Source organism: Enterobacter ludwigii, from assembly GCA_023023105.1.
GTDB classification, from domain to species: Bacteria; Pseudomonadota; Gammaproteobacteria; order Enterobacterales; family Enterobacteriaceae; genus Enterobacter; species Enterobacter adelaidei.
The window spans coordinates 1,079,180-1,101,955 of record CP083824.1 but is presented as its reverse complement, the minus strand read 5'-3'; the positions used below and the strand labels follow the sequence as shown (position 1 = coordinate 1,101,955).

Below are 22,776 nucleotides of genomic sequence, written 5' to 3'. Positions count from 1 at the left end.
GACATGCCTAATTTCTTTATCGATCGCCCCATATTTGCGTGGGTGATCGCCATAATCATCATGCTGGCTGGGGGACTTGCGATCCTGAAGCTGCCTGTCGCGCAATATCCGACCATTGCGCCACCGGCGGTGACAATTTCCGCAACCTACCCAGGGGCTGATGCGAAAACGGTGCAGGATACCGTTACTCAGGTCATCGAACAGAACATGAACGGTATTGATAACCTGATGTACATGTCCTCAAACAGTGACTCCACCGGTACGGTACAGATCACCCTGACCTTCCAGTCAGGTACTGATGCTGACATCGCGCAGGTTCAGGTGCAGAACAAACTGCAGCTGGCGATGCCACTGCTGCCGCAGGAAGTACAACAGCAGGGCGTGAGCGTCGAGAAATCGTCCAGTAGCTTCCTGATGGTTGTCGGCGTTATCAACACCAACGGCACCATGACGCAGGAGGATATTTCCGACTACGTGGGCGCCAACATGAAGGACGCCATTAGCCGTACTTCTGGTGTGGGTGACGTTCAGCTGTTCGGTTCCCAGTATGCAATGCGTATCTGGATGGACCCGAACAAACTGAACAACTTCCAGCTGACGCCGGTTGACGTCATCAGCGCCATCAAAGCCCAGAACGCCCAGGTTGCTGCCGGTCAGTTAGGTGGTACGCCACCGGTGAAAGGCCAGCAGCTTAACGCCTCGATCATCGCGCAAACGCGTCTGACCTCTGCCGCTGAGTTCAGTAAGATCCTGCTGAAAGTGAATCAGGACGGTTCACAGGTTCGCCTGCGCGACGTGGCAAAAGTGGAACTGGGTGGTGAGAACTACGACATCATCGCGAAGTACAACGGCAAACCGGCTTCCGGTCTGGGTATTAAGCTGGCGACAGGCGCTAACGCCCTGGACACCGCTACAGCGATCCGCGCAGAACTGAAGAAGATGGAACCGTACTTCCCGTCAGGCCTGAAGATCGTCTACCCGTATGACACCACGCCGTTCGTTAAAATCTCGATTCACGAAGTGGTTAAAACCCTGGTAGAAGCGATCATCCTGGTATTCCTGGTAATGTATCTGTTCCTGCAAAACTTCCGCGCGACGTTGATTCCAACCATCGCCGTTCCGGTTGTATTGCTCGGTACCTTTGCCATCCTGTCGATATTCGGTTATTCGATAAACACCCTGACGATGTTCGGGATGGTGCTCGCCATCGGCCTGCTGGTGGATGACGCCATCGTGGTAGTAGAGAACGTTGAGCGTGTAATGGCGGAGGAAGGTCTGCCGCCGAAGGAAGCCACCCGTAAATCAATGGGCCAGATCCAGGGCGCGTTGGTCGGTATCGCGATGGTTCTGTCGGCGGTATTTATCCCGATGGCGTTCTTCGGGGGGTCTACCGGTGCGATTTATCGTCAGTTCTCGATTACCATTGTTTCTGCAATGGCGCTGTCGGTACTGGTTGCGTTGATCCTGACACCTGCTCTGTGTGCCACCATGCTGAAGCCAATTCAGAAAGGTGGTCACGGCGAGCATAAAGGGTTCTTCGGCTGGTTTAACCGCATGTTTGATAAGAGTACGCACCACTACACCGACAGCGTGGGCAACATCCTGCGCAGTACCGGTCGTTACCTGCTGCTCTATATCATCATCGTGGTGGGCATGGCCTATCTGTTCGTTCGTCTGCCAAGCTCGTTCCTGCCAGACGAAGATCAGGGCGTGTTCCTGAGTATGGCTCAGCTTCCGGCGGGTGCGACACAAGAACGTACTCAGAAAGTACTGGATGAGATGACCGACTACTACCTCACCAAAGAGAAGGACAACGTTGAATCCGTATTTGCGGTTAACGGCTTTGGTTTTGCGGGTCGTGGTCAGAACACAGGTATTGCCTTCGTTTCTCTGAAAGACTGGTCTGAACGTCCAGGTAAGGAAAACAAGGTCGAGGCGATTACTGGCCGTGCCATGGGCACGTTCTCGAAGATCAAAGATGCGATGGTCTTTGCCTTCAACCTGCCTGCGATTGTTGAACTGGGTACGGCGACCGGTTTCGACTTCCAGCTGATTGACCAGGGTGGTCTGGGTCACGAGAAACTAACGCAGGCACGTAACCAGCTGTTTGGCGAAGTGGCAAAACACCCTGACCTGCTGGTGGGCGTGCGCCCTAACGGCCTGGAAGATACGCCGCAATTCAAAATCGACATTGATCAGGAGAAAGCTCAGGCCCTGGGCGTTTCCATCAGTGACATCAATACCACTCTGGGCGCAGCCTGGGGCGGTAGCTACGTCAACGACTTCATCGACCGTGGTCGTGTGAAGAAAGTGTACGTGATGTCAGAAGCCCAATACCGTATGTTGCCGAACGATATCAATAACTGGTTCGTCCGCGGCAGTAACGGTCAGATGGTACCTTTCTCCGCGTTCTCTACGTCACGCTGGGAATACGGTTCGCCGCGTCTGGAGCGCTATAACGGTCTGCCTTCCATGGAAATTCTGGGTCAGGCTGCTCCGGGTCGAAGCACCGGTGAAGCGATGGCGATGATGGAGCAACTGGCGAGCAAGCTGCCGTCGGGAATTGGCTACGACTGGACCGGTATGTCCTATCAGGAACGTCTGTCCGGTAACCAGGCCCCTGCCCTGTACGCCATTTCACTGATTGTGGTCTTCCTGTGTCTGGCAGCACTGTACGAGAGCTGGTCGATTCCGTTCTCCGTCATGCTGGTGGTTCCGCTGGGGGTTATCGGTGCACTGCTTGCCGCAACCTTCCGTGGCCTGACCAACGACGTGTACTTCCAGGTAGGCCTGCTGACAACCATTGGCTTGTCGGCGAAGAACGCGATACTTATCGTGGAATTCGCCAAAGATCTGATGGAGAAAGAAGGTAAAGGCCTGATTGAGGCGACGCTGGAGGCGGTACGTATGCGTCTGCGTCCAATCCTGATGACGTCTCTGGCGTTTATCCTCGGCGTTATGCCACTGGTTATCAGCTCTGGTGCTGGCTCCGGTGCACAGAACGCAGTAGGTACAGGTGTAATGGGTGGTATGGTCACCGCGACCGTTCTGGCCATCTTCTTCGTACCGGTGTTCTTCGTGGTGGTTCGCCGCCGCTTCAGCCGCAAGAATGAAGATGTTGAACACAGTCATTCAGTAGAGCATCACTGATACCGGTTTCACATGATAAAAAGGCCGCATTAGCGGCCTTTTTCATTTCCTGAAAAAATCATAAAATACGCTTATTGTTTTTCCATTTATTTCCTGCCATGTTTATTAGGCATATCATAATTAACTGATCGCTTAATCGGTGAATTCGGGATTTTTTTAATTTCATTTCCACGCTTAAGCTATTAGGAATATTCCTAACAACAAGTTCGGACAAACAGAACTCCGGACCAGGACGTCTTCCCATCGTTTAAGCTAAACCAATGAAACGTAAGGAAGCGAAAAAAAATTCTTTGTTAATTTAGATCAAAATGTTCACTTCCGGACAAACATTTGCGTAAACGCTCGCAGTCTGCGGTTTTATTTGTAATTTTTCGTAATAGCGCGGTGAAATCTTGAATGGAGTGGCTTATAGTTAGAGATATCAGGAACACAGCACCCATGTGGCTAAGTATGTTGTATCCATCCCGACAATGATGTTCGGTGAGTAAGAAATCACTCAGAAGGGGATGCGCTATGGACGAGTACTCGCCAAAAAGGCATGATATCGCGCAGTTGAAATTTCTCTGCGAATCCTTGTACCATGACTGCCTTGCCAATCTTGATGAAAGCAACCATGGCTGGGTGAACGACCCAACGTCTGCCATCAATTTACAGTTGAATGAGCTTATAGAGCATATCGCAACCTTCGCACTTAATTATAAAATTAAGTACAATGAAGATAATAAGCTCATTGAGCAAATTGATGAATACCTGGATGACACCTTTATGTTGTTCAGCAGTTACGGCATTAACGCCCAGGATTTGCAAAAATGGCGTAAATCGGGAAACCGGCTATTCCGCTGTTTCGTCAACGTGAGCAGAGCTAACCCGGTTAGTCTTTCCTGTTAAAATTATTACAATTACTAAGGTGAATTTATGTCTGATAAACCACTCACAAAGATCGATTATTTGATGCGCTTACGACGCTGTCAGTCAATTGACACGCTCGAACGTGTCATTGAAAAGAATAAATACGAGCTTTCTGATAATGAACTGGCGGTATTTTATTCAGCTGCAGACCATCGTCTTGCTGAGCTGACGATGAATAAGTTGTATGACAAAATTCCTACTTCTGTATGGAAATTTGTTCGTTAATCTTTGAAGTGTGCCTGTAGAGTTCTACGCCACGTTCTGAACTGTATTCACCTATCCAGCTATGCTCCCTGTGCAAAAGCCAGGTCTCCATGTAAAACATGCGCATCAACAACAATGTTGTGACAATAGTCACATCGGTTATTAGGGAACGTTCCCATGTCGAGCGGTTAATATTACCCTGCGGTAAATACGTTCACAGAGGTTTCCAGGATGAGCATTGAAAAACAGAAGATGATTGCAGGTGAACCTTATCGCCCTGGTGATGAGACATTACGGACTGACCGCCTGCGGGCCCGCCATCTGGTTCATCGTTATAACCACACCGCACCTGATGAAAAAACAGAACGCCAGAACATTCTGGCGGAACTTCTGGGAAAAAGCGAAGGGGCTTATATTGAACCGAGCTTCCGATGCGACTACGGATATAACATTTATCTGGGTAAAGACTTTTACGCTAACTTCGACTGCGTGATGCTCGATGTGTGCCCAATTCACATTGGTGATAACTGCATGCTCGCGCCGGGAGTTCATATTTATACGGCAACCCATCCACTGGACGCCGAAGAACGTAATAGCGGCGTGGAGTTTGGCAAACCCGTGAGAATCGGTAACAACGTCTGGATTGGTGGACGTGCGGTCATTAATCCCGGCGTAACCATTGGCGATAATGTAGTGGTGGCCTCCGGCGCTGTCGTGACGAAAGACGTCCCGACCAATGTCGTCGTTGGCGGTAACCCGGCAAAAATCATCAAAAAACTGTAAGGCTGCGGGGAGTCAACTGTTATGGTCTTTTAGCGCCATACTGTTACTTTTTTCAACCAAATGGCTCCCCTAAAATTGACAGATCCCCTGTATTGTCAACTCTCATGAAGGCAAAAAATGACCGAGATACAGCGCCTGCTCACTGCCACCATCGACGAACTTAACCTCCGCGAAAAGCGCGACAATCGCCCGCGCTTTAGCATTAGCTTTATCCGCAAACATCCTGGACTGTTTGTTGCAATGTATGCCGCCTGGCTGGCGACGCTTATTGTGATGCTGAAATCCGAAACGCTGGTGGACTCCGTCTGGCTACTCGTTGTGCTGTTTGTTGTATTTAACGCCTTTTTCTTTTTCGACGTGAATCCCCGCTACCGCTACGAAGATATCGACGTACTCGATTTTCGGGTCTGCTACAACGGCGAATGGTACAACACCCGTTACGTACCAACAGAGCTAATCGACAGCATCATGCACTCTCCGGCTGTCGAAAACGTGCAAAAAGAGAAGCTACAGAAAATGATCTCTACCAAAGGTCAGCTTTCTTTCTACGATGTCTTTACCCTTTCTCGCCCTGTTGCTGCGTAATTAAGGCCTGCAGGCGTCGGATCCCCGGCACAAACTGAGAAGCAGAGGTATTGCCGTAACCTAATACCAGACCGGTTTGCCCCTGCTTTTTCTCCAGGTAATATCCGCTCAATGCAGCGGGGGCCAGCTGAAACGCCCTCGCCTGCTCCACCAGCTTCTGGTCATCAATCCCTTCTATCGCCAGCGTCAGGTGCATTCCGCCCTCGCCAGCAAGAATGCGATGCGGAGTATGAAGCTCCCCGCTCAGCACCTCCCGTAACTGGCGGTAACGTTTACGATAGAGCCGACGCATGGCGGCAAGATGACGGGCATAATGGCCTTCTTCAATAAACAGCGCCAGAGTACGCTGTTCAGCACGGTGTCCACCGCGTAACAGTGCACCAATAGCCGGATGAGCCGCATTTGCCAGCGCCGGGGGTAACACCATGAACCCCATTCTGAGCGACGGAAACAGCGTTTTGCTGAATGTCCCCAGATAGACGACGGGGGCATTCGCTACCATTCCCAACATTGCCGGCACGGGCTCACCGGTGTAACGGAACTCACTGTCGTAATCGTCCTCAATAATCCAGGCGTTATGTTGCCGGGCAAGTTCCAGCAATGCCAGACGCCGCCGCGCACTGAGTACGCTTCCGTAAGGGAATTGATGTGAAGGCGAGGTGAAAATAAGCGAGGGGGAAGGAACATCCAGCCCTTCCCAGCACATTCCCTCGTCATCAACAGGTATTGCCGTCATCTTCAGACCGTTTTTTACAAAAGCACTTTTTGCCCCGCTATATCCGGGATTTTCCACCCACGCGACATCTCCCTGCTCGCTCAACAGCATCGTGCAAAGATTGACGCCTTCAAGCGCGCCTTCCGTTATTACAATCTGGCTGGCGTCACAGTCAATTCCGCGAGACAGGGCAAGATGACGGGCAATGGCCGCCCGCAGCGACGGTTCCCCGGCAGGTGAACCATATCCCAACAGGCTACTCCCCTCCTCCCGCAACACGCGATCGAACAATCTTCGCCACAGCGGTAGAGGAAAATAGTTGATGGCAGGCGTCCCGGGGGTGAATGCCATAACCGGTGTATCCCGGGCCACTGGCGCAGGTAACAAGGAGACCCGCTTTGCGAGCGTGATGGCAGAATCCGGCAATGCCCGGGCGACAGAACGGTGAGCTAACTGTGCCACACGCGTTCCCTGTCGGTTACGCAGTAAATATCCTTCGAGCGTGAGCTGATCCAGCGCTGCATTCACGGTGTTCCGCGAAAGAGAAAGTTGACGAGCCAGCGTCCGCGAACCCGCAAGCTGGCAGCCAGACTGTAACCTGCCGCACAGTATGGCCTCCCGCAATGTTAGATAGAGCGTACGTTGAAGCGTCTCCTCACCACGCGCTTTCAGAGCAGCATTGAGCAACGTATAAAATTCATCACCGGGTATATTCATCTCACCTCCGCCTGGTACCACCAAAACATAGCCGAGTGGTTCTTTTTATGGAACCAGTAACTCACTAGTCTGGAACTCTTTTCAACGTCACGGACATTAAGATGAAGACATTCAATCAGTTTGGTCAGCCAGTGGGTGAACCTCTTATCGACTGGCAACCTCGTCAGCACCCGTCTCGGGTCGTCCTTCAGGGGCGCTATTGTCGGCTTGAGCCTCTGCGAGTGGAGCATGCCGACGCACTGTTCAACGCTTATTCCCGGGCCGAAGATACCCGCAGCTGGACATGGCTGCTACGGGAGCCAGATGCCTCGGCGGGTGAGTTTGCCGGGTGGGTGGCGAGCGTGTGTGAATTATCCGATCCCATTCACTTTACCGTAATTAATAACCACACAGAGTCTCCTGTCGGAACACTGGCCCTGATGCGGATCGATCCTAAAAACGGTGTAGTGGAAGTGGGACACGTTCATTTCTCCCCACTGTTAAGCCGCACGCCAGAGTCAACAGAAGCGCAATATCTGCTGATGCAGTACGTGTTCGATACTCTTGGCTACCGCCGTTATGAGTGGAAATGTAACAGTCTGAACGAACCTTCGCGCAAAGCGGCACTGCGTCTTGGTTTTCAGTTTGAGGGGCGTTTTCGCCAGGCGCTGGTCACAAAAGGTCATAACCGGGATACCGACTGGTTTTCGATACTCGACAAAGAGTGGCCGGCGCTGGCGAAGGCCTTTGAAGGGTGGCTTGCCATCGACAATTTTACTGCCGATGGCAAACAGAAAAGATCCCTGGAAAGTTGGCGAGAAACACGCATCTAGCGTCTTTTTTTACGTCCCTGAACCGCCTTAAAGCGCGGGTTAGATTTGCAAATCACATATAAGCGTCCCTTGCGTTTGACTATCTGGCAATCCGGGTGACGCTGTTTCGCACTACGTAATGAGTTAAGTACCTGCATAGTTAGCCCCGCTTCGCATTAAGAAAACCACCAAAACGCTTGCGGAAGCGTGCCGCGCTGCCATCCGTAGAGAACGTTTTCTGCTTGCCGGTATAGAACGGATGCGATTTTGAAGAGACCTCAATAGTGATGTAGGGATAGGTTTCACCGTCGAGTTCAATTTCGCGGTCGGTCTTTATGGTCGAGCCAACTTTAAAGTACTCATTGGCACTGGTATCGTGGAAAACCACGGTGCGATAGGCGGGATGGATATCTGGTTTCATCGTAAGCTCTTCTTGTTTTGTTATAACATAACAAAATGATATCGAAGCTCTGATGAAATAACAACCCCCCTCTATCCTGATGCTATTTTCTGATTTGCCTTAGATAAAATGAAAACCAGGCTACACACGTGCTATAACTACATCATTTCGCGGTAAAATCTTTCTCTTCAGGCAGGGAACTCTGTACCCAGGAACGGGCATATGAGGAAGGAAACGACAGCATGAAAACCCGGCATATGGTCAGTCTGGTGACTGGTGTACTTATCTTTTCTGTGTTGATCCCCATTTGCCTTAGCATCTGGCTGGCGCACCGCCAGGCGGAAGAAAAATTTGTCGATGCGCTGGACAGGTATGCCTCACGTGTACTGGTACGTACTGACATGGTTATGGAGCAGGCAAAAGAGGCGCTAAATCATTTGCAGGCCTTTAAGGGAGTCCCCTGTAGCCCTACGCATTTAATGGAAATGCGCCGGTCCGCTTTCTCGTGGCGTTATGTCCAGGAAGTTATCTATGTCGACAATCTTAAGCCCCTCTGCTCCTCCCTGGAGCAAACCAGCAAAGCGGTCTCTTTTCCCCCTCCGATGCGTATTACAGAAGATGGTTACAGCACATGGCTAACCACACAAAACGATCTCGGCTTTAACCGCTATATGGCTGTCATGGGGAAAGGCCATTACCTTGTACTGATTGATCCCGCCTCGCTTGTCGATGTAATCCCTTTCAGTCAGCTCACGATCAATGCCTCCCTGGTGGGGCATAAAACACATCTCATTTTTGCCAGAAGTAACAAACTTGATCCGCATATCCGTAACATGGTTATGGGTCAGAAGGTCACCAGCATTCAGTACAACGGGTCAATGTACATCATGAAGCCGGTGCCTGAGTTAGGGTTTACGATCGTGGCCTGGGCTGCACTCAAGCCACTGGCTGAAACCTGGCACCAGCAGCTTATTTTCTGGCTACCTTTCGGCATACTGATAAGCCTGCTTGCCGCGTTCTTCGTCTTGCGCGTATTGCGCCGTATCCAGTCGCCGCGCAATCGCCTGCTTGACGCCATTAACAGCCGCGACATTGTGATTCACTATCAACCCATTGTGGCACTCTGTAGCGGAAAAATTGTGGGTGCTGAGGCGCTGGCACGCTGGCCTCAGCCAGACGGGAGCATTCTCGCGCCAGATATTTTTGTTCCACTTGCTGAGCAAACCGGGCTCATCTCGCAGCTGACCCAGTTAGTTATCGAAAAAGTATTCGAAGATATGGGCAACTGGCTGCACCTTCACGAGGAACAGCATATCTCCATCAACCTCGCGCCTGCGGATTTGACCTCCGGCGATCTGCCACCACTGCTGGGTCAATTACTGAATAAGTGGGCAGTCCATCCGAAACAAATCGCCCTTGAGTTAACCGAACGTGGCTTTGCCGACCCTAAAATCAGCGCGCCAGCCATCGCCGCCTTCCGTCGTTCAGGGCACTCTATCTATATTGATGATTTTGGTACTGGCTATTCCAGCCTGAGCTATCTGCAGGATCTTGATGTCGATACGCTAAAAATTGATAAATCGTTTGTGGATGCACTGGAGTACAAAAACGTCACCCCGCACATTATTGAAATAGCGAAATCGCTGAAGCTGGCGATGGTTGCGGAAGGGATTGAGACAGCTGGGCAGCTCGCATGGCTGCACCGCCACGGGGTGCAGTATGGTCAGGGATGGTACTACAGTAAGGCACTGCCAAAAGCAGAATTTATTTTTTGGGCTGAAAATAACCTCAGGATGCATTCTACTTAAGGTAGGATTTGATCACCTGTAACACCACGCCAAGATCGGCTTCACGCTTTGCTTCTTCGGGCTCTTTCACCACGTGATCGGTTAAATGCCCTTCGATCACCTGCATCATCATGCCGTTAACCGCTCCACGGATCGCCGCCAGCTGTTGTAGCACCTCGGCACATTCGTGATCACTGTCCAGCATTTTCTCCAGGGCGTTACTCTGCCCCTGAATTTTCTTCAGGCGAGTCAATAACATTTTCTTGTCGCGAACGGTATGTGACATCTGGTGATCCCTTCTCTTTTTTGACGTTTAAAGCATATCACGCTCTACTCCCCCTGAGTATTTTTCTACTGGGGGGTAGTATTAATCTACTGGGGGGGAGTAGTATTTGATCTCGCTTTCCATTCCGGAATCTTCGATGAACGATTTTGCTTCACTCCTGCAACAGGGCAACGCCTGGCTGTTTGTCCCCAGCGCTATCCTGCTCGGCGCGCTGCATGGCCTCGAACCGGGCCACTCAAAAACGATGATGGCCGCCTTTATCGTGGCAATCCGCGGTACGATGAAACAGGCTGTGATGCTCGGTCTGTCGGCAACACTTTCCCACACGGCGGTGGTCTGGATCATTGCCATGGCTGGTTTATGGTTTGGTCAGGGATGGGATGCACACACGTCCGAACCCTGGTTCCAGCTGATCTCCGGGGTATTGATCATAGCAATCGCCTTGTGGATGGCCTGGCGAACCTGGAAAGAGAGTCAGCCGCACGATCATCATCACGATCACCACCATGACCATGACCATGACCATGACCATGACCATGACCATGACCACCATCATGAGCATCACCACCATGGACATCAACTGGTTGAGGAGGAGTGGCAGGACGCCCATCAACGGGCACACGCACAGGATATTAACCGACGTTTCAACGGTCAAAACGTCACCACCGGGCAGATCGCGATGTTTGGCCTGACCGGGGGGCTTATCCCCTGCCCAGCATCAATAACTGTCCTGCTGATCTGCCTGCAGCTGAAGCATTTTGCCCTCGGCGCAACGCTGGTGTTCAGTTTCAGCATTGGCCTGGCGATCACGCTGGTGGCTTCCGGCGCAATTGCCGCCTTAAGCCTCAAGCACGCGACCAAACGCTGGCCCGGGTTTAGCGAATTCTCCCGTAAAGCGCCATGGATCTCCGCTGCGCTGATTACCATAGTAGGGATTTACATGAGCCTGCATGGCCTGAGCGGCATTCTGGCGTAAGACTGCGGCCACGCTCTGTGGCCGCATCTTCATGGTCAGTTAAGAGTTCTGCTGCCAGCTGAAGGTATAGCGAAGCTGGCGCCTCTGCAGAATGAATTCCGGTGAGACGCTGGGGCTCCAGGAATCGTCGCCGCCCACGCCCATATGGAACGCATCGAGATTGAGCCAGCAACCAGGCTCCTCACGCAACAAATGATGGTGGGTTGTCTCACGCAGCTGCTGTTGGCTGTAGCGGCTCGCGGAGAAATGGAACCGACCCTTTAACTGGTGCCTTCCCAGCACAACTTCACGGGTATCGCAGCGCAAACCATTTTCTGTAGGGAAAATATACGGTGTGTGCATCGCCTCCAGTGGTAGTGTCCAGCGCCCCTGCTGGGCCGCCAGCTTTCTGTCCGGGTAGTTTTCGTGCGGTCCCAGCCCCAGCCAGTGAACGTTTTCCGGCGTTTCGACGAGGTGAACGCTCAGGCCAATCCGCGCGGGTTCCGGGATATCAGACGCAATATCGACCTGAATGTCACCGTGCAGCACGCCCCGGTCATCCACCCGCCAGATTTTACGACTCAGGAACAGCGCTTTGCCGTGAAACTCCAGGGCATGCAGGGTGGTGACCACCACCTCACCCGCGTGCTGCTCTGAGCCACACTGCAGAACGCGCGAAGTAAGATCGTACATACCCGCCGCTTTCCAGCGCTCAACCCAGGCATTCGGATCGATCCGCGTCGCCTCACTCACACCAATGTCATTGTCCAGCGGTGCACGGCTGAAGTTATCCGTCACAGGTGAAATCAGCGTTTCAACACCATTACGCCACCATTGCGTCAGGTTCCCGGACTGGCGGTCGAACTGCCAGCGTTGTTGCTGATGCGTGATTTCAAGCATACGATCGTTTTGCGTCAAAACAGGAGCCACACCCGCGGGAGCTGGCGGAGAGATAAACAGCGGAGCCGGAAGCGGCCACTGTTCCCACGCGCAGCGATGATCTGCCGGTGACCACGGTGTTGCCCGCGGCTGAAATACTTCGACATTCAGCCAAACTTCACCCGGTTCTGGCTTGATCTCCGGAAGATCGATTTCCACATGCTGAGTCTCTCCAGGAGCAACAGCGAGTGTGACCTCGCCCGCGTCCAGTACGTTCCCATCCCGGGCAATCGTCCATTTCAGCACTTCGTTATCGGTATGGCGGAACAGATAGTCGCTTCGCACCGCAATCACCCGCGGTGACGAACTCACCCACGTAAACGTGAAAAACTGCTGCGCACGCTGCGCCTCATACAGCGCCGGATGTGGCGTGCGATCGGGAAACACCAGACCATTCAGGCAGAACTGACGGTCATTCGGTTTATCGCCAAAGTCCCCGCCGTACGCCCAGAACGTGTTGCCATTTTGATCTTTTTTCGTCAGGGCCTGATCGACCCAGTCCCAGACAAAGCCACCCTGCAGGCGAGGATGGCTGCGAAACGCCTGCCAGTATTTCGCGAACCCACCGAAGCTGTTCCCCATCGCGTGGGCATATTCGCAGAGGATCAGCGGACGCGTTTCATCCGGCATGCCGATCCATTTCTTGATTGACCATTTGGGTACAGCAGGGAAAGGCTGGTCCTGATCGACCCGGGCGTACATCGGGCAAACAATATCGGTCGCGGCTGTGTTCGCGCCGCCACCTTCATACTGTACCGGGCGCGTTGGATCCGTGGATTTCACCCAGCGATACAGTGCGTCGTGGTTTGCACCGTGCCCGGACTCATTGCCCAGCGACCAAATGATAATTGAGGGATGATTACGATCGCGCTGCACCATGCGGGTCACACGCTCGCTCATAGCAGGCAACCAGCGCGGATCGTCTGCGAGGCGACTCATCGGCACCATGCCATGGGTTTCGATATTAGCTTCGTCAATGACATATAGCCCGTAGCGGTCGCATAACGTGTACCACAGCGGATGGTTTGGGTAGTGCGAGCAGCGCACAGCGTTGAAGTTGTGCTGCTTCATGATTTCGATATCGCGCCGCATCGTCGCTTCGTCCATCACCTGGCCATTTTCCGGATGATGTTCATGCCGGTTTACCCCGCGGATCAGCAGCGCTTTACCGTTGAGTTTCAGCAGACCGTTGCTGATTTCAACGCGGCGGAAGCCAACATCGCAGGCTTCAATCTCCAGCACGTTGCCCTGCGCATCCCGAAGCGCGATCGTCAGGCGATACAGCTCCGGCGTTTCAGCACTCCATAACGCCGGGGCATCAACGGGAATGGCTACCGTTAAACGCTCGGCCCAGCTGCCGCGCTCGTCCACAATAGCAGACCCGGGGCACTGGGTTGCGCTGACGCATTTTTCCCCCTTACGCCACAGGGTAAAGGCCACCTCGCAGTCTGCAAAACCAGCGCCTGCCAGTTGGACGTCGACCTTCAGCACTGCGCGGTCCAACTCTGCGTTCAGGTCTGTCGCCACCTGATAATCAGCTATATGCGTCTCGGGTTTATGCAGCAACGACACATCGCGGAAAATGCCGCTCATGCGCCACATGTCCTGATCTTCCAGATAACTCCCGTCGCACCAGCGCAATACCATAACGGCCAACCGGTTTTGTCCGGGGCGTAATACCGCCGAGAGATCAAATTCGGCGGGGAGTCGGCTGTCCTGTGAATACCCCATCCACTGCCCGTTGCACCACAGATGAAACGCCGAGTTCACGCCGTCAAAGATAATCCGGGTTTGCCCGCTCTGCAGCCAGGCGTCATCCACTTCAAATGTGAGCGAATAACAACCGGTCGGGTTTTCCTGTGGAACGAAAGGTGGGTTAACAGGTATTGGATAAGTGACGTTGGTGTAGATGGGGGTGTCAAAACCCTGCATCTGCCAGTTAGACGGTACGGGCATCGTGACAGCATCCGCGCAATCTTCTGTCACCCATTTTTGGGGAACCTGCTCCGGCGCTGGAAAGTAGCTAAATTGCCATTCCCCGTTAAGGGAGCGTTTGCTGAGAGATGCGGCATCATCCCGGGCAGGTTGTTCATGATGCCAACTGTGTAACGGCGCGTGTGCGGCCAGGCGGTTCCACTGGGTTACCCCTGGGTTTTCCCAGTCCCGACGGGCCAGAATTGCGCTGAGAGTCAGCGATAGTGTGTTGGGCATATCAACCTCTTTTGCGAAGCGCTCACAATTTTGCTTAACATGCCCTGCCACTGGGTTACGGTAAAGTGTTCGATCGTGGGGTAGCGAGTCAGATCACAAAAGTCTTATTTACGGGCAAGTTGTTCAGCCCGTAGCGCCAGGCTTCTGAGCTGCTGCGCGAGATCCTCATATTCTGCCTGCTGCGGCACACGGCGCGCGCTGGAATGACGAGTCACCAGCGTAACAGGCAACTGAACCTGCCAGCACTCTTCTCCCTGAGTGGGCGCCAGCAGCCACTCCACACTTTGCTCTCCCGCCTCACGAAACGCCTGGCGAACGGTTGTCAGCGGCGGGGAAAACCAGGCGCTGTCTGCGGTATCGTCAAATCCAACCACGGATATCTGGCCGGGAATGGATATCCCCTTTTCTGCGCAGGCACGCATTACTCCGAGCGCCATTTGATCGTTCGCTACCAGAATGGCATCAGGTAATTCCACCGCCGATAACAGCAGATGTCCTTTCTCATATCCACAAGCCGCACTCCAGTCACCGTATGCCAACGCGATGGGTTCAAGGCCAGCCTCTGCCAGCGTAGCTTTCCAACCCGCCAGACGCGCCCGCGCAGAAACCGAGCTTTCCGGTCCGCTCAGCAGGGCAATGCGTTGATGCCCTAATGAAAGTAAATGCTCAACGCCCAGACGTGCCCCCTGCGCGGCATTAAACACCAGGCTGTTCACCTGCGCTGCAGGGGATACATCAATGAACAGCACCGGGACGGGTGACGCCAGCGCCCTGAGCTGTTCAGCGAGACGATCGTCAAGCGGAACATTCACCAGTAGCGCTTCCACGCGCTGCGCCAGCAACGCCTGAAGTGCGCTCTGACACTGCTGCGGTTGCTCAACCATGGAAATAAGGACGCTCGCCCCCTGTTCCGACGCACGCAATTTTACCGCCGACACAATTTGCGAAGGCGCGTGCAGGGCCAGGTCGGTAGTGATGAAGCCCAGCGTACGGATGCGTTTACCCGCCAGCTGCTGTGCCCGAAGGTTAGGAACGTAGTGCAGCTCCGCCATCGCCTGCTGCACCTTTTCCCGCGTACGGGCAGAGACATGTTCCGCATCGTTAATGACGCGGGACACGGTCTGATAAGAAACCCCCGCAAGGAGGGCAACATCATAGAGAGTGATTGCTTTCATGCATTCTGGCGTCGCAATTTTAGAAGCTTCTATTCTGGCACAGCGACGCCGTTAAAGCATGTGAGCGCTTCGCAAAATTAAACAACCCGTTCCGGCTGAGGTACTTTCTCAATGCGCGGCTTCTGGCGGAACCAGGGCAGACAGAGCTGGATAAGCGGGCCAATGGTCAGGGCATACAAGACGGTTCCCACACCAAAAGTGCCGCCAAGCACGCACCCAATCAGCAGAACAGACACTTCAATTGACGTACGCACGCTGCGAATTGACCACCCCATACGAGCATGAATACCCGTCATCAGACCATCGCGTGGGCCAGGCCCGAAACCCGCACCGATGTACATGCTGGTCGCAATCGCGTTCATCACGATGCCCGACACCAGAAAAGCGATTCGAATAGATAAGGAATCAAGTTCCGGGATAAGCGCCATGCTGGCGTCCGCCGCCAGACCGATACAAATCACGTTACTGATTGTGCCAAGACCCGGCATCTGACGCAGGGGGATCCACAGCAGCAGCACCGCAGCGCCGGTCACAATGATCACCGTCCCGATAGTCATCCCCAGTTGTATCCCTACTCCAAGGTGGAAAACATCCCATGGATCAACACCCAGATCAGAACGAATAAACATCGCGGTTGAAAGCCCATACAGCCCTAAACCAACATAAAGTTGTAGCAGACGACGTACCATTTTTTATCTTCTCCAGTGAACCAGACTTTCATCCTGACCTAAAATGGCACTATGATTAATGTCCAGTTTTCAAATAGTGGACTGCATATGTCATCACGTCGCTTCGGAAGCCAGTCTCTGGTACGTCTTTTAGGCCACTGGCAGCAAACCTCATCCCGCACCCCACTCTGGCGTCAGCTGGCCGACGCGCTGCGTCTGTTAATCCTTGATGGCAGACTGGCACTGAATACGCGGCTACCAGGCGAACGGGAACTGGCCACCGCGCTGGATGTGAGCCGGACGACTATCAGCAGCGCCCTCGCCCATCTGCGCGAAGAGGGATACCTCGAAAGCCGCCACGGAAGCGGATCGCGCGTGATCCTCCCGGATACGCGCGCCGTTCCAACACTTTCAGCGGCAAGCGCCGCGCTGGATCTCTCCACTGCCGCGCTCAATGCCGGGCCAGAGATCCACCAGGCTTATACCCATGCGCTCACGGCCATTACCCAGCATCTCTCGCTGACGGGTTACGATCAGCTTGGGCTGCCGTCACTGCGGGAAGCCATCGCTGCACGCTATACCGCGCGTGGTCTTCCGACCAGGGCGGACGAGGTGATGGTGGTTAATGGTGCCGTCAGTGGTTTTGCGCTGGTACTGCGGATGATGACCGGGCCGGGGGATCGTGTCGTGGTCGATCATCCCACCTATCCGCTGGCGATTGCCGCCATTAAGGGGGCACAGTGTCGGCCCGTGGGGGTCTCACTGCCGGAAACCGGCTGGGATACGAATGGCTTTGCGGCAACGCTTGCCCAGACGGCGCCTCGTCTGGCGTATCTGATGCCAGACTTTCATAACCCGACCGGGCGATGTATGGATATCGCGACCCGTCAGGCAATAACCGATATCGCCGCGCAAACCCGCACGGCGCTGGTGGTGGATGAAACGATGGTCGATCTCTGGTTTGACTCACCGCCGCCGCCGCCGCTGGCATCGTTTAACCCGCAAGCCAACGTAATCACGCTAGGTTCTGCCGGAAAAAGTTTCTGGGGAGGACTGCGTCTAGGCTGGATCCGCGCCTCTTCGCGCACCATCGCGACACTTGCTCAGACGCGAGATACCCTGGATTTAGGCTCACAGCTGCTGGAGCAGCTGGCGACACTGTGGCTTATCGACAATAGCGATCGTTTTCTGCCCGCTCGTCGCAAGATGCTGGCAGAACGACGCGATCGATGCGGTGAACTGTTGCGCGAACATTTCCCGGAATGGAAATTTCATGAAGCGGAAGGTGGACTCTCATACTGGATCGAACTGCCTGGTATGCAGGCAACACAGCTAGCCGCACGAGCGGAAATACTAGGGATCAACCTGGGGACCGGTACACGGTTTGGCTTATCGGGGGCGTTTGATCGCTATTTACGTATGCCTTTTTCGCTCGAACCGACAGAGCTTGAACAGGCTTTACTGAGGATTAAGCCACTCTGGCTCTCCCTGAATAAAAACGCGCCATCAGTAAAACGCAGTCTGGTGTAATATAAAAACTTGAAGTTGATCATAAAATAAAAACTGCTGACTGTAATACATGCAGTCAGCAGTTTTCACCTGTCAGGATTTAGTGCTGAGGAGGAATAGGAAAGCCTTTCAGTGAAATAACGAAGTTTTCACCGTCTTTCTTTATTTTTGCGCCGGTATCGCACCAGTCAGACGCAATACGAAAGAACTCATCACTACCGACATTCCAGCCAAGACGTACATGCTTCACGTAGCCTGAACGCAACAAATCGCAGGCCTCTTTGTAGTCACTGGCAGTAGACAGTTGTTGTTTCATTTTCTCTTCTTCAGAAGTTTACGTAGAGCTTTGATTTCTTTAGGAGTAAAAGGAGAAACACTCTCTTCTTCCGTATGCTGATTATCAATATCCTCTTCCGATACTCCCGCCTCTTCTACTGCTTCAAATGCCAGCAGCAGCAGTTTCTCTGTCGTCACGCTTAAATTCTCGTTATTCACTTCCGCATAGTGACGAAGTCTTTCTTTTAGCGTGCCATCAATTTTAACGTTTAATACCGCAGTAGCCATGTTTGTCACTTCCCTTCGGAATAAGTGTTTTATTTAATACACGAAGTTAACAATGTTATCCAGATATATATTTTTTTGAGTTATGGAAGAAAATAGACATCCAATGATAAAATGACAGTCTATTATTACAGGTTTATGACAATAATATTTCAATACAATGAAATATATATTACACGATATAGGCGTACTAATATTGTGGACTAACCGTTTAAGGGGAAGGAGAAGCAGGGTAAGTCTTGCGGAGCCACAAATGGGTGGGGGCCCTGCCAGCTACATCCCGGCACACACGTCGTCTGCCCTGGCTGCTTCCTTCCGGACCTGACCTGGTGAACAGAGTAGCGTTGCGGGAGAACCAACAGAGCCCCCATTGAGAGCGTTGATAACCAACGCGCTGGCGCATTATCCCTGTGCTAACGCCCAATTGCAAGCTGCCAGGAACCGGATGCTGGTTTCTTGCGCAAACTGGCGCAGCAATCCTGACGATCTTCGTTTAACATGACTGTCCAGTAAATCCCGCAGGTGAACGTATGGACGAACACGACTCATTTCCACAGCGTGTATGGCAAATCGTGGCCTCTGTTCCGGAAGGCTATGTTACCACCTATGGTGATGTCGCGCGTCTGGCGGGCTCCCCGCGTGCAGCGCGGCAGGTGGGCGGTGTCCTGAAACGACTGCCGGAAGGCAGTACGTTGCCCTGGCACCGGGTGGTGAACCGTCATGGTGTCATCTCGCTGACGGGTCCGGATCTCCAGCGTCAACGTCAGGCATTACTCTCAGAAGGTGTGCAGGTGTCGGGGTCAGGGCAGATCGATTTACAGAAGTATCGCTGGGTATATTGACCCCTCTCCCGAAGGAGAGGGGCAATGCAGAAATTACATCTGCGTCGGTGGGGTTGGCAGGGAAGGCTGATTGGTCTGCGGAGCAACCGGGACTTCGGTCTGCTGCACCGGCACCAGGTTCAGGTCAACTTTGGTCCCACCGTTGTTAATCGCTTCCTGGACCGTATCGGTGATAAAGACCAGCTTACCGTTAATGGTTACCGCAGCGCTCAGCAGGATACGGGCATTAGGCTGCACGTCTGATGGGTTGTACGGCAACACGAAGCTAAACGGTGCTTGCTTACCTTCAGTACGGACGGCACGCTGCGCCAGCACTTTCGACGGCGCGTCTGCCAGAGAAGCATCAGACAGGGTTACCGTTAACACCGCATCCGGCGGTAAGGCCACTTTCTGTTTAATCCAGATGGTACCGGAAACGTTAGGCTGCTGAATGGATTGCTGAGAAAGGGTATTAATCCCGTTTGGGTCTGCTGCTGGCACTGGCACCTGGGCGCTCTTACCGGCACAGGCGGACAACGCCACCGCAATAGCTACACCACTTAGCATGGGCACGAGTTTCATTGAAGTCTCCTTATCATCAATGCACCAGCGGGATCGATCCCATCCGATGTCGTTTCAATCACATAACGTATTCAAGTGTGGCACAGATCACTGATTAATGCCTGAGATCGTCCCGATATTCAGATTATTCTACCCATCGGACCACTTTCATTTCTGCGTTATACTCTGCCTATCTTTCGCTACGGCGTTTATTGAGGACAACTATGAGTCAGGCACTGAACAATCTGCTGACATTACTGAATCTGGAAAAAATTGAGGAAGGACTCTTTCGCGGACAGAGCGAAGATTTGGGCTTACGCCAGGTCTTCGGCGGGCAAGTCGTTGGACAAGCGCTGTACGCTGCAAAGGAGACTGTCCCGGCAGACCGTCTGGTGCATTCATTCCACAGCTACTTCTTACGCCCTGGCGATAGCGCAAAACCGATTGTTTATGACGTCGAAGTCTTGCGAGATGGCAACAGTTTCAGCGCGCGCCGCGTAGCAGCCATTCAGAACGGTAAGCCAATCTTTTACATGACCGCCTCTTTCCAGGCACCTGAAACCGGATATGAGCACCAGAAGGCGATGCCTCCGGCCCCGGTACCCGACGAGCTGAAATCTGAAACAGACATCGCCCGCGCGCTGGCGCATCTGCTTCCACCGCAGGTCAAAGAGAAGTTCCTCTGTGACAAGCCGCTTGAGATCCGTCCCGTCGAGTTCCATAACCCGATGAAAGGTCACACCGCCGAGCCGACGCGCCAGGTCTGGATCCGGGCTAACGGTAATGTGCCAGAAGACTTCCGCGTTCATCAGTATTTGCTGGGTTATGCGTCTGATTTCAACTTCCTGCCGGTGGCGCTGCAGCCGCACGGCGTCGGGTTCCTGGAAAAAGGGATGCAGGTTGCGACGATTGATCACTCCATGTGGTTCCACCGTCCTTTCAACATGAATGAGTGGTTGCTCTACAGCGTGGAGAGTACGTCAGCGTCAAGCGCGCGCGGGTTTGTACGTGGGGAGTTTTATACCCAGGATGGCGTGCTGGTGGCCTCGACGGTACAGGAAGGGGTGATGCGTAATCGCGGGTGATTATGTGCGGCCTGATGCCCTCACCCTGACCCTCTCCCACGGGGAGAGGGAATACACACTAAAAACGGCAACCTGAGGTTGCCGTTTTGCTGTTTATTACGCGTTATACGCATTCTCGCCGTGGCTGTTGACGTCCAGACCTTCGCGCTCCTGCTCTTCCGGTACGCGCAGACCAACCGTCATGTCCGCCAGTTTATAGCCAATGAAGGCCACTACAGCAGACCACACAACGGTGATAGCAATACTTTCCAGCTGTACCAGCAGCTGATGAGCCATGGTGACGCCTTCTGCATAACCCACGCCACCGAGAGATTTCGCGGCGAAGATACCTGTCATGATACAACCGATGATGCCGCACACGCCGTGTACACCAAACACATCGCAAGGGTCATCAACGCGCAGAATACGTTTCAGTGCAGTCACGCCCCACAGACCCGCCAGACCGGACACCAGGCCGACCAGCAGCGCACCGCCTACACCTACATAACCACACGCTGGCGTGATGCCAACCAGACCGGCAATCGCCCCTGAACAGGCACCCAGCAGGGAAGGTTTACCGCGCACCGCCCACTCACCAAATACCCAGGAGAGGATTGCACCCGCCGTAGCCACTACAGTGTTCACGAAAGCCAGTGCAGCAATTTCGTTCGCGGCACTTGCCGAACCGGCGTTGAAGCCGAACCAGCCAAAGTAGAGGATCGCAGTACCCGTAAAGACCATCGGCAGGTTGTGCGGTTTGAACGCCTCTTTACCGAAGCCAACACGTTTGCCAATCAGGTAGGCCCCTACCAGACCCGCTACCGCGGCGTTGATGTGTACAACGGTACCGCCCGCGAAGTCCAGCGCACCGTGCGTTGCCAGCAGACCACCGCCCCAGACCATGTGTGCAATTGGCACATAGGAGAGCGTCAGCCAGACCACGACAAAAATCAGCACCGCAGAGAAGCGAATACGTTCAGCCAGCGCGCCCACAATCAGCCCCACGGTAATACAGGCGAACGAGCCCTGGAAAGCAACATGGATGTACTGGTAGAAGCTGCCCATCAGCGCGGTCAGCTCAATATTTTTCAGCATCACCCAATCGAAGTTGCCAAAGAAGGCGTTGCCGGTGCCGAAGGCCAGCGAGTAACCGTAAACCACCCATAGCACGCAGACCAGTGCAAACGTCACGGCAACCTGCGTCAGCATGGAGAGAACGTTTTTGCCACGGATCAGGCCACCGTAGAACAGCGCAATGCCCGGAATTGACATGAACAGCACCAGCGCGGTGCTGATCATCATAAAGGCATTATCGGCTTTGTCTGCCACCGCAGGAGCAGCAGCCAGCGCCAGGCCCGGCAGCAGTGCCAGCGAACCCAGACCCGTTTTAAGTGTTGCTATCTTCATTTTCTCGATCCCTATCACTGTGTGCCAGGAGTTACTTACAGTGCCGCTTCGTCAGATTCGCCGGTACGGATGCGAATGACGCGCTGCAGTTCGGCAACGAAAATTTTGCCGTCGCCAATTTTGCCGGTGTAGGCCGCTTTGCTGATCACATCGATGACTTCATCAAGCTGGTCATCAGCAATCGCGACATCAATTTTTACTTTTGGCAGGAAGTTAACGCTGTATTCCGCCCCGCGATAAAGCTCGGCATGACCTTTCTGACGACCAAAGCCTTTCACTTCGGTGACAGTCAGTCCCTGAATACCCATTGAAGACAACGCTTCACGCACGTCTTCGAGTTTGAATGGTTTGATTACAACCGTAACCAGCTTCATAGATCCCCTCCAGTCAGAATTCGGTAATGGCCGCAGCTAACGCAGAGGATATTGCAAGGGGTGTGCCAGAAATGAAAAACAGGGTGAATCGCGGTGCAAGGAGCGTTACGCGGCCTTGATCAACAAACGGGTGAAAAAAAAACGCACCATGCCGGTGCACGGTGCGTTTCAGTTTTGCACCAACAGGAATGACTGTTAGTGCGC

The 22,776-nt window shown here is 53.4% G+C and carries 23 protein-coding genes and 1 other RNA gene; 11 read left to right on the top strand and 13 right to left on the bottom strand.

What is annotated here, in order from left to right:
* Positions 1 to 3: 3 nt before the first annotated feature.
* The 5 genes from acrB (at position 4) to LCD46_05125 (ending at position 5,631) form a co-directional block, all read left to right on the top strand.
* Entirely contained in the window at positions 4 to 3,150 is a 3,147-nt protein-coding gene (acrB, locus tag LCD46_05145; GenBank protein ID UOY71719.1) for a multidrug efflux RND transporter permease subunit AcrB, read from the top strand.
* A gap of 513 nt (positions 3,151 to 3,663) precedes the next feature.
* Entirely contained in the window at positions 3,664 to 4,038 is a 375-nt protein-coding gene (tomB, locus tag LCD46_05140; protein UOY71718.1) for an Hha toxicity modulator TomB, read from the top strand.
* 27 nt (positions 4,039 to 4,065) lie between these two features.
* Positions 4,066 to 4,284, top strand: coding sequence for a hemolysin expression modulator Hha (gene hha / locus LCD46_05135; GenBank protein ID UOY71717.1), 219 nt, complete (start codon positions 4,066 to 4,068; stop codon positions 4,282 to 4,284).
* Between the two features lie 210 nt (positions 4,285 to 4,494).
* Entirely contained in the window at positions 4,495 to 5,046 is a 552-nt protein-coding gene (maa, locus tag LCD46_05130; protein UOY71716.1) for a maltose O-acetyltransferase, read from the top strand.
* Between the two features lie 117 nt (positions 5,047 to 5,163).
* Positions 5,164 to 5,631 carry a YlaC family protein gene (locus LCD46_05125; GenBank protein ID UOY71715.1) on the top strand — a complete coding sequence of 156 codons (468 nt, stop codon included), beginning with the start codon at positions 5,164 to 5,166 and terminating at the stop codon, positions 5,629 to 5,631.
* Here LCD46_05125 and LCD46_05120 read toward each other — a convergent pair.
* Positions 5,603 to 7,063: a PLP-dependent aminotransferase family protein gene (locus LCD46_05120; protein ID UOY71714.1), complete on the bottom strand. Its 1,461-nt coding sequence runs from the start codon at positions 7,061 to 7,063 to the stop codon at positions 5,603 to 5,605. The two genes, LCD46_05125 and LCD46_05120, sit on opposite strands and share 29 nt — an antisense overlap.
* 101 nt (positions 7,064 to 7,164) lie before the next feature.
* On the opposite strand from LCD46_05120, the gene LCD46_05115 reads away from it, so the two are divergent.
* Positions 7,165 to 7,875, top strand: a complete 711-nt coding sequence (locus LCD46_05115; protein ID UOY71713.1) for a GNAT family N-acetyltransferase — start codon at positions 7,165 to 7,167, stop codon at positions 7,873 to 7,875.
* Here the strand turns inward: LCD46_05115 and ykgO are convergent.
* Together ykgO and LCD46_05105 are read right to left on the bottom strand one after the other, a co-directional pair.
* Positions 7,872 to 8,012, bottom strand: a complete 141-nt coding sequence (ykgO, locus tag LCD46_05110; protein UOY71712.1) for a type B 50S ribosomal protein L36 — start codon at positions 8,010 to 8,012, stop codon at positions 7,872 to 7,874. The two genes, LCD46_05115 and ykgO, sit on opposite strands and share 4 nt — an antisense overlap.
* A gap of 2 nt (positions 8,013 to 8,014) precedes the next feature.
* Positions 8,015 to 8,275, bottom strand: coding sequence for a type B 50S ribosomal protein L31 (locus LCD46_05105; GenBank protein ID UOY71711.1), 261 nt, complete (start codon positions 8,273 to 8,275; stop codon positions 8,015 to 8,017).
* A gap of 221 nt (positions 8,276 to 8,496) precedes the next feature.
* Between LCD46_05105 and LCD46_05100 the strand changes: the two genes are divergently transcribed.
* Positions 8,497 to 10,062 (top strand): EAL domain-containing protein, encoded by a 1,566-nt coding sequence (locus LCD46_05100; protein UOY71710.1) that lies wholly within the window; start codon positions 8,497 to 8,499, stop codon positions 10,060 to 10,062.
* On the opposite strand, the gene LCD46_05095 is transcribed toward LCD46_05100, so the two are convergent.
* A complete protein-coding gene (locus LCD46_05095) occupies positions 10,055 to 10,327 on the bottom strand; it encodes a metal-sensing transcriptional repressor (GenBank protein ID UOY71709.1) in 273 nt (90 codons plus the stop codon). The genes LCD46_05100 and LCD46_05095 overlap by 8 nt on opposite strands.
* 136 nt (positions 10,328 to 10,463) lie before the next feature.
* Between LCD46_05095 and LCD46_05090 the strand changes: the two genes are divergently transcribed.
* Positions 10,464 to 11,303, top strand: coding sequence for a nickel/cobalt efflux protein RcnA (locus tag LCD46_05090; protein ID UOY71708.1), 840 nt, complete (start codon positions 10,464 to 10,466; stop codon positions 11,301 to 11,303).
* 39 nt (positions 11,304 to 11,342) lie between these two features.
* Here the strand turns inward: LCD46_05090 and LCD46_05085 are convergent, their stop codons facing one another.
* The 3 genes from LCD46_05085 to LCD46_05075 all read right to left on the bottom strand — a co-directional run bounded on the left by LCD46_05085 (position 11,343) and on the right by LCD46_05075 (position 16,296).
* Positions 11,343 to 14,432: a beta-galactosidase gene (locus LCD46_05085; GenBank protein ID UOY71707.1), complete on the bottom strand. Its 3,090-nt coding sequence runs from the start codon at positions 14,430 to 14,432 to the stop codon at positions 11,343 to 11,345.
* A gap of 104 nt (positions 14,433 to 14,536) precedes the next feature.
* Positions 14,537 to 15,607, bottom strand: a complete 1,071-nt coding sequence (locus LCD46_05080; GenBank protein UOY71706.1) for a LacI family DNA-binding transcriptional regulator — start codon at positions 15,605 to 15,607, stop codon at positions 14,537 to 14,539.
* Positions 15,608 to 15,684: 77 nt separating this feature from the next.
* Positions 15,685 to 16,296 carry a hypothetical protein gene (locus tag LCD46_05075; GenBank protein ID UOY71705.1) on the bottom strand — a complete coding sequence of 204 codons (612 nt, stop codon included), beginning with the start codon at positions 16,294 to 16,296 and terminating at the stop codon, positions 15,685 to 15,687.
* Between the two features lie 87 nt (positions 16,297 to 16,383).
* Between LCD46_05075 and LCD46_05070 the strand changes: the two genes are divergently transcribed.
* Positions 16,384 to 17,805, top strand: coding sequence for a PLP-dependent aminotransferase family protein (locus LCD46_05070; GenBank protein UOY71704.1), 1,422 nt, complete (start codon positions 16,384 to 16,386; stop codon positions 17,803 to 17,805).
* Positions 17,806 to 17,884: 79 nt separating this feature from the next.
* Here LCD46_05070 and LCD46_05065 read toward each other — a convergent pair whose 3' ends face one another.
* The 3 genes from LCD46_05065 to ffs form a co-directional block, all read right to left on the bottom strand.
* Positions 17,885 to 18,100 (bottom strand): hypothetical protein, encoded by a 216-nt coding sequence (locus LCD46_05065; GenBank protein UOY71703.1) that lies wholly within the window; start codon positions 18,098 to 18,100, stop codon positions 17,885 to 17,887.
* Positions 18,097 to 18,348 (bottom strand): hypothetical protein, encoded by a 252-nt coding sequence (locus LCD46_05060; GenBank protein UOY71702.1) that lies wholly within the window; start codon positions 18,346 to 18,348, stop codon positions 18,097 to 18,099. The genes LCD46_05065 and LCD46_05060 overlap by 4 nt, the downstream gene beginning before the upstream one ends.
* 261 nt (positions 18,349 to 18,609) lie before the next feature.
* Positions 18,610 to 18,706: signal recognition particle sRNA small type (gene ffs, locus LCD46_05055), an RNA gene on the bottom strand.
* Positions 18,707 to 18,875: 169 nt separating this feature from the next.
* Here ffs and LCD46_05050 point away from each other — a divergent pair.
* The gene (locus tag LCD46_05050) at positions 18,876 to 19,187 is read left to right on the top strand and encodes an MGMT family protein (protein UOY71701.1); all 312 of its coding nucleotides are present in this window, start codon (positions 18,876 to 18,878) and stop codon (positions 19,185 to 19,187) included.
* A gap of 33 nt (positions 19,188 to 19,220) precedes the next feature.
* Here the strand turns inward: LCD46_05050 and LCD46_05045 are convergent, their stop codons facing one another.
* A complete protein-coding gene (locus tag LCD46_05045; GenBank protein UOY71700.1) occupies positions 19,221 to 19,748 on the bottom strand; it encodes a YbaY family lipoprotein in 528 nt (175 codons plus the stop codon).
* Between the two features lie 203 nt (positions 19,749 to 19,951).
* Between LCD46_05045 and tesB the strand changes: the two genes are divergently transcribed.
* Entirely contained in the window at positions 19,952 to 20,812 is an 861-nt protein-coding gene (gene tesB / locus LCD46_05040; protein ID UOY71699.1) for an acyl-CoA thioesterase II, read from the top strand.
* Between the two features lie 96 nt (positions 20,813 to 20,908).
* On the opposite strand, the gene amtB is transcribed toward tesB, so the two are convergent.
* On the bottom strand, positions 20,909 to 22,198 hold the full coding sequence (gene amtB, locus LCD46_05035; GenBank protein UOY71698.1) for an ammonium transporter AmtB: 1,290 nt from the start codon (positions 22,196 to 22,198) through the stop codon (positions 20,909 to 20,911).
* Positions 22,199 to 22,233: 35 nt separating this feature from the next.
* Positions 22,234 to 22,572 carry a P-II family nitrogen regulator gene (gene glnK / locus LCD46_05030; protein ID UOY71697.1) on the bottom strand — a complete coding sequence of 113 codons (339 nt, stop codon included), beginning with the start codon at positions 22,570 to 22,572 and terminating at the stop codon, positions 22,234 to 22,236.
* Between the last annotated feature and the right edge of the window lie 204 nt (positions 22,573 to 22,776).

Coding starts and splice junctions, on each gene's coding strand:
- acrB (UOY71719.1), top strand. CDS start 4: ATGCCTAATTTCTTTATCGATCGCCCCATATTTGCGTGGGTGATCGCC.
- tomB (UOY71718.1), top strand. CDS start 3,664: ATGGACGAGTACTCGCCAAAAAGGCATGATATCGCGCAGTTGAAATTT.
- hha (UOY71717.1), top strand. CDS start 4,066: ATGTCTGATAAACCACTCACAAAGATCGATTATTTGATGCGCTTACGA.
- maa (UOY71716.1), top strand. CDS start 4,495: ATGAGCATTGAAAAACAGAAGATGATTGCAGGTGAACCTTATCGCCCT.
- LCD46_05125 (UOY71715.1), top strand. CDS start 5,164: ATGACCGAGATACAGCGCCTGCTCACTGCCACCATCGACGAACTTAAC.
- LCD46_05120 (UOY71714.1), bottom strand. CDS start 7,063: ATGAATATACCCGGTGATGAATTTTATACGTTGCTCAATGCTGCTCTG.
- LCD46_05115 (UOY71713.1), top strand. CDS start 7,165: ATGAAGACATTCAATCAGTTTGGTCAGCCAGTGGGTGAACCTCTTATC.
- ykgO (UOY71712.1), bottom strand. CDS start 8,012: ATGCAGGTACTTAACTCATTACGTAGTGCGAAACAGCGTCACCCGGAT.
- LCD46_05105 (UOY71711.1), bottom strand. CDS start 8,275: ATGAAACCAGATATCCATCCCGCCTATCGCACCGTGGTTTTCCACGAT.
- LCD46_05100 (UOY71710.1), top strand. CDS start 8,497: ATGAAAACCCGGCATATGGTCAGTCTGGTGACTGGTGTACTTATCTTT.
- LCD46_05095 (UOY71709.1), bottom strand. CDS start 10,327: ATGTCACATACCGTTCGCGACAAGAAAATGTTATTGACTCGCCTGAAG.
- LCD46_05090 (UOY71708.1), top strand. CDS start 10,464: ATGAACGATTTTGCTTCACTCCTGCAACAGGGCAACGCCTGGCTGTTT.
- LCD46_05085 (UOY71707.1), bottom strand. CDS start 14,432: ATGCCCAACACACTATCGCTGACTCTCAGCGCAATTCTGGCCCGTCGG.
- LCD46_05080 (UOY71706.1), bottom strand. CDS start 15,607: ATGAAAGCAATCACTCTCTATGATGTTGCCCTCCTTGCGGGGGTTTCT.
- LCD46_05075 (UOY71705.1), bottom strand. CDS start 16,296: ATGGTACGTCGTCTGCTACAACTTTATGTTGGTTTAGGGCTGTATGGG.
- LCD46_05070 (UOY71704.1), top strand. CDS start 16,384: ATGTCATCACGTCGCTTCGGAAGCCAGTCTCTGGTACGTCTTTTAGGC.
- LCD46_05065 (UOY71703.1), bottom strand. CDS start 18,100: ATGAAACAACAACTGTCTACTGCCAGTGACTACAAAGAGGCCTGCGAT.
- LCD46_05060 (UOY71702.1), bottom strand. CDS start 18,348: ATGGCTACTGCGGTATTAAACGTTAAAATTGATGGCACGCTAAAAGAA.
- LCD46_05050 (UOY71701.1), top strand. CDS start 18,876: ATGGACGAACACGACTCATTTCCACAGCGTGTATGGCAAATCGTGGCC.
- LCD46_05045 (UOY71700.1), bottom strand. CDS start 19,748: ATGAAACTCGTGCCCATGCTAAGTGGTGTAGCTATTGCGGTGGCGTTG.
- tesB (UOY71699.1), top strand. CDS start 19,952: ATGAGTCAGGCACTGAACAATCTGCTGACATTACTGAATCTGGAAAAA.
- amtB (UOY71698.1), bottom strand. CDS start 22,198: ATGAAGATAGCAACACTTAAAACGGGTCTGGGTTCGCTGGCACTGCTG.
- glnK (UOY71697.1), bottom strand. CDS start 22,572: ATGAAGCTGGTTACGGTTGTAATCAAACCATTCAAACTCGAAGACGTG.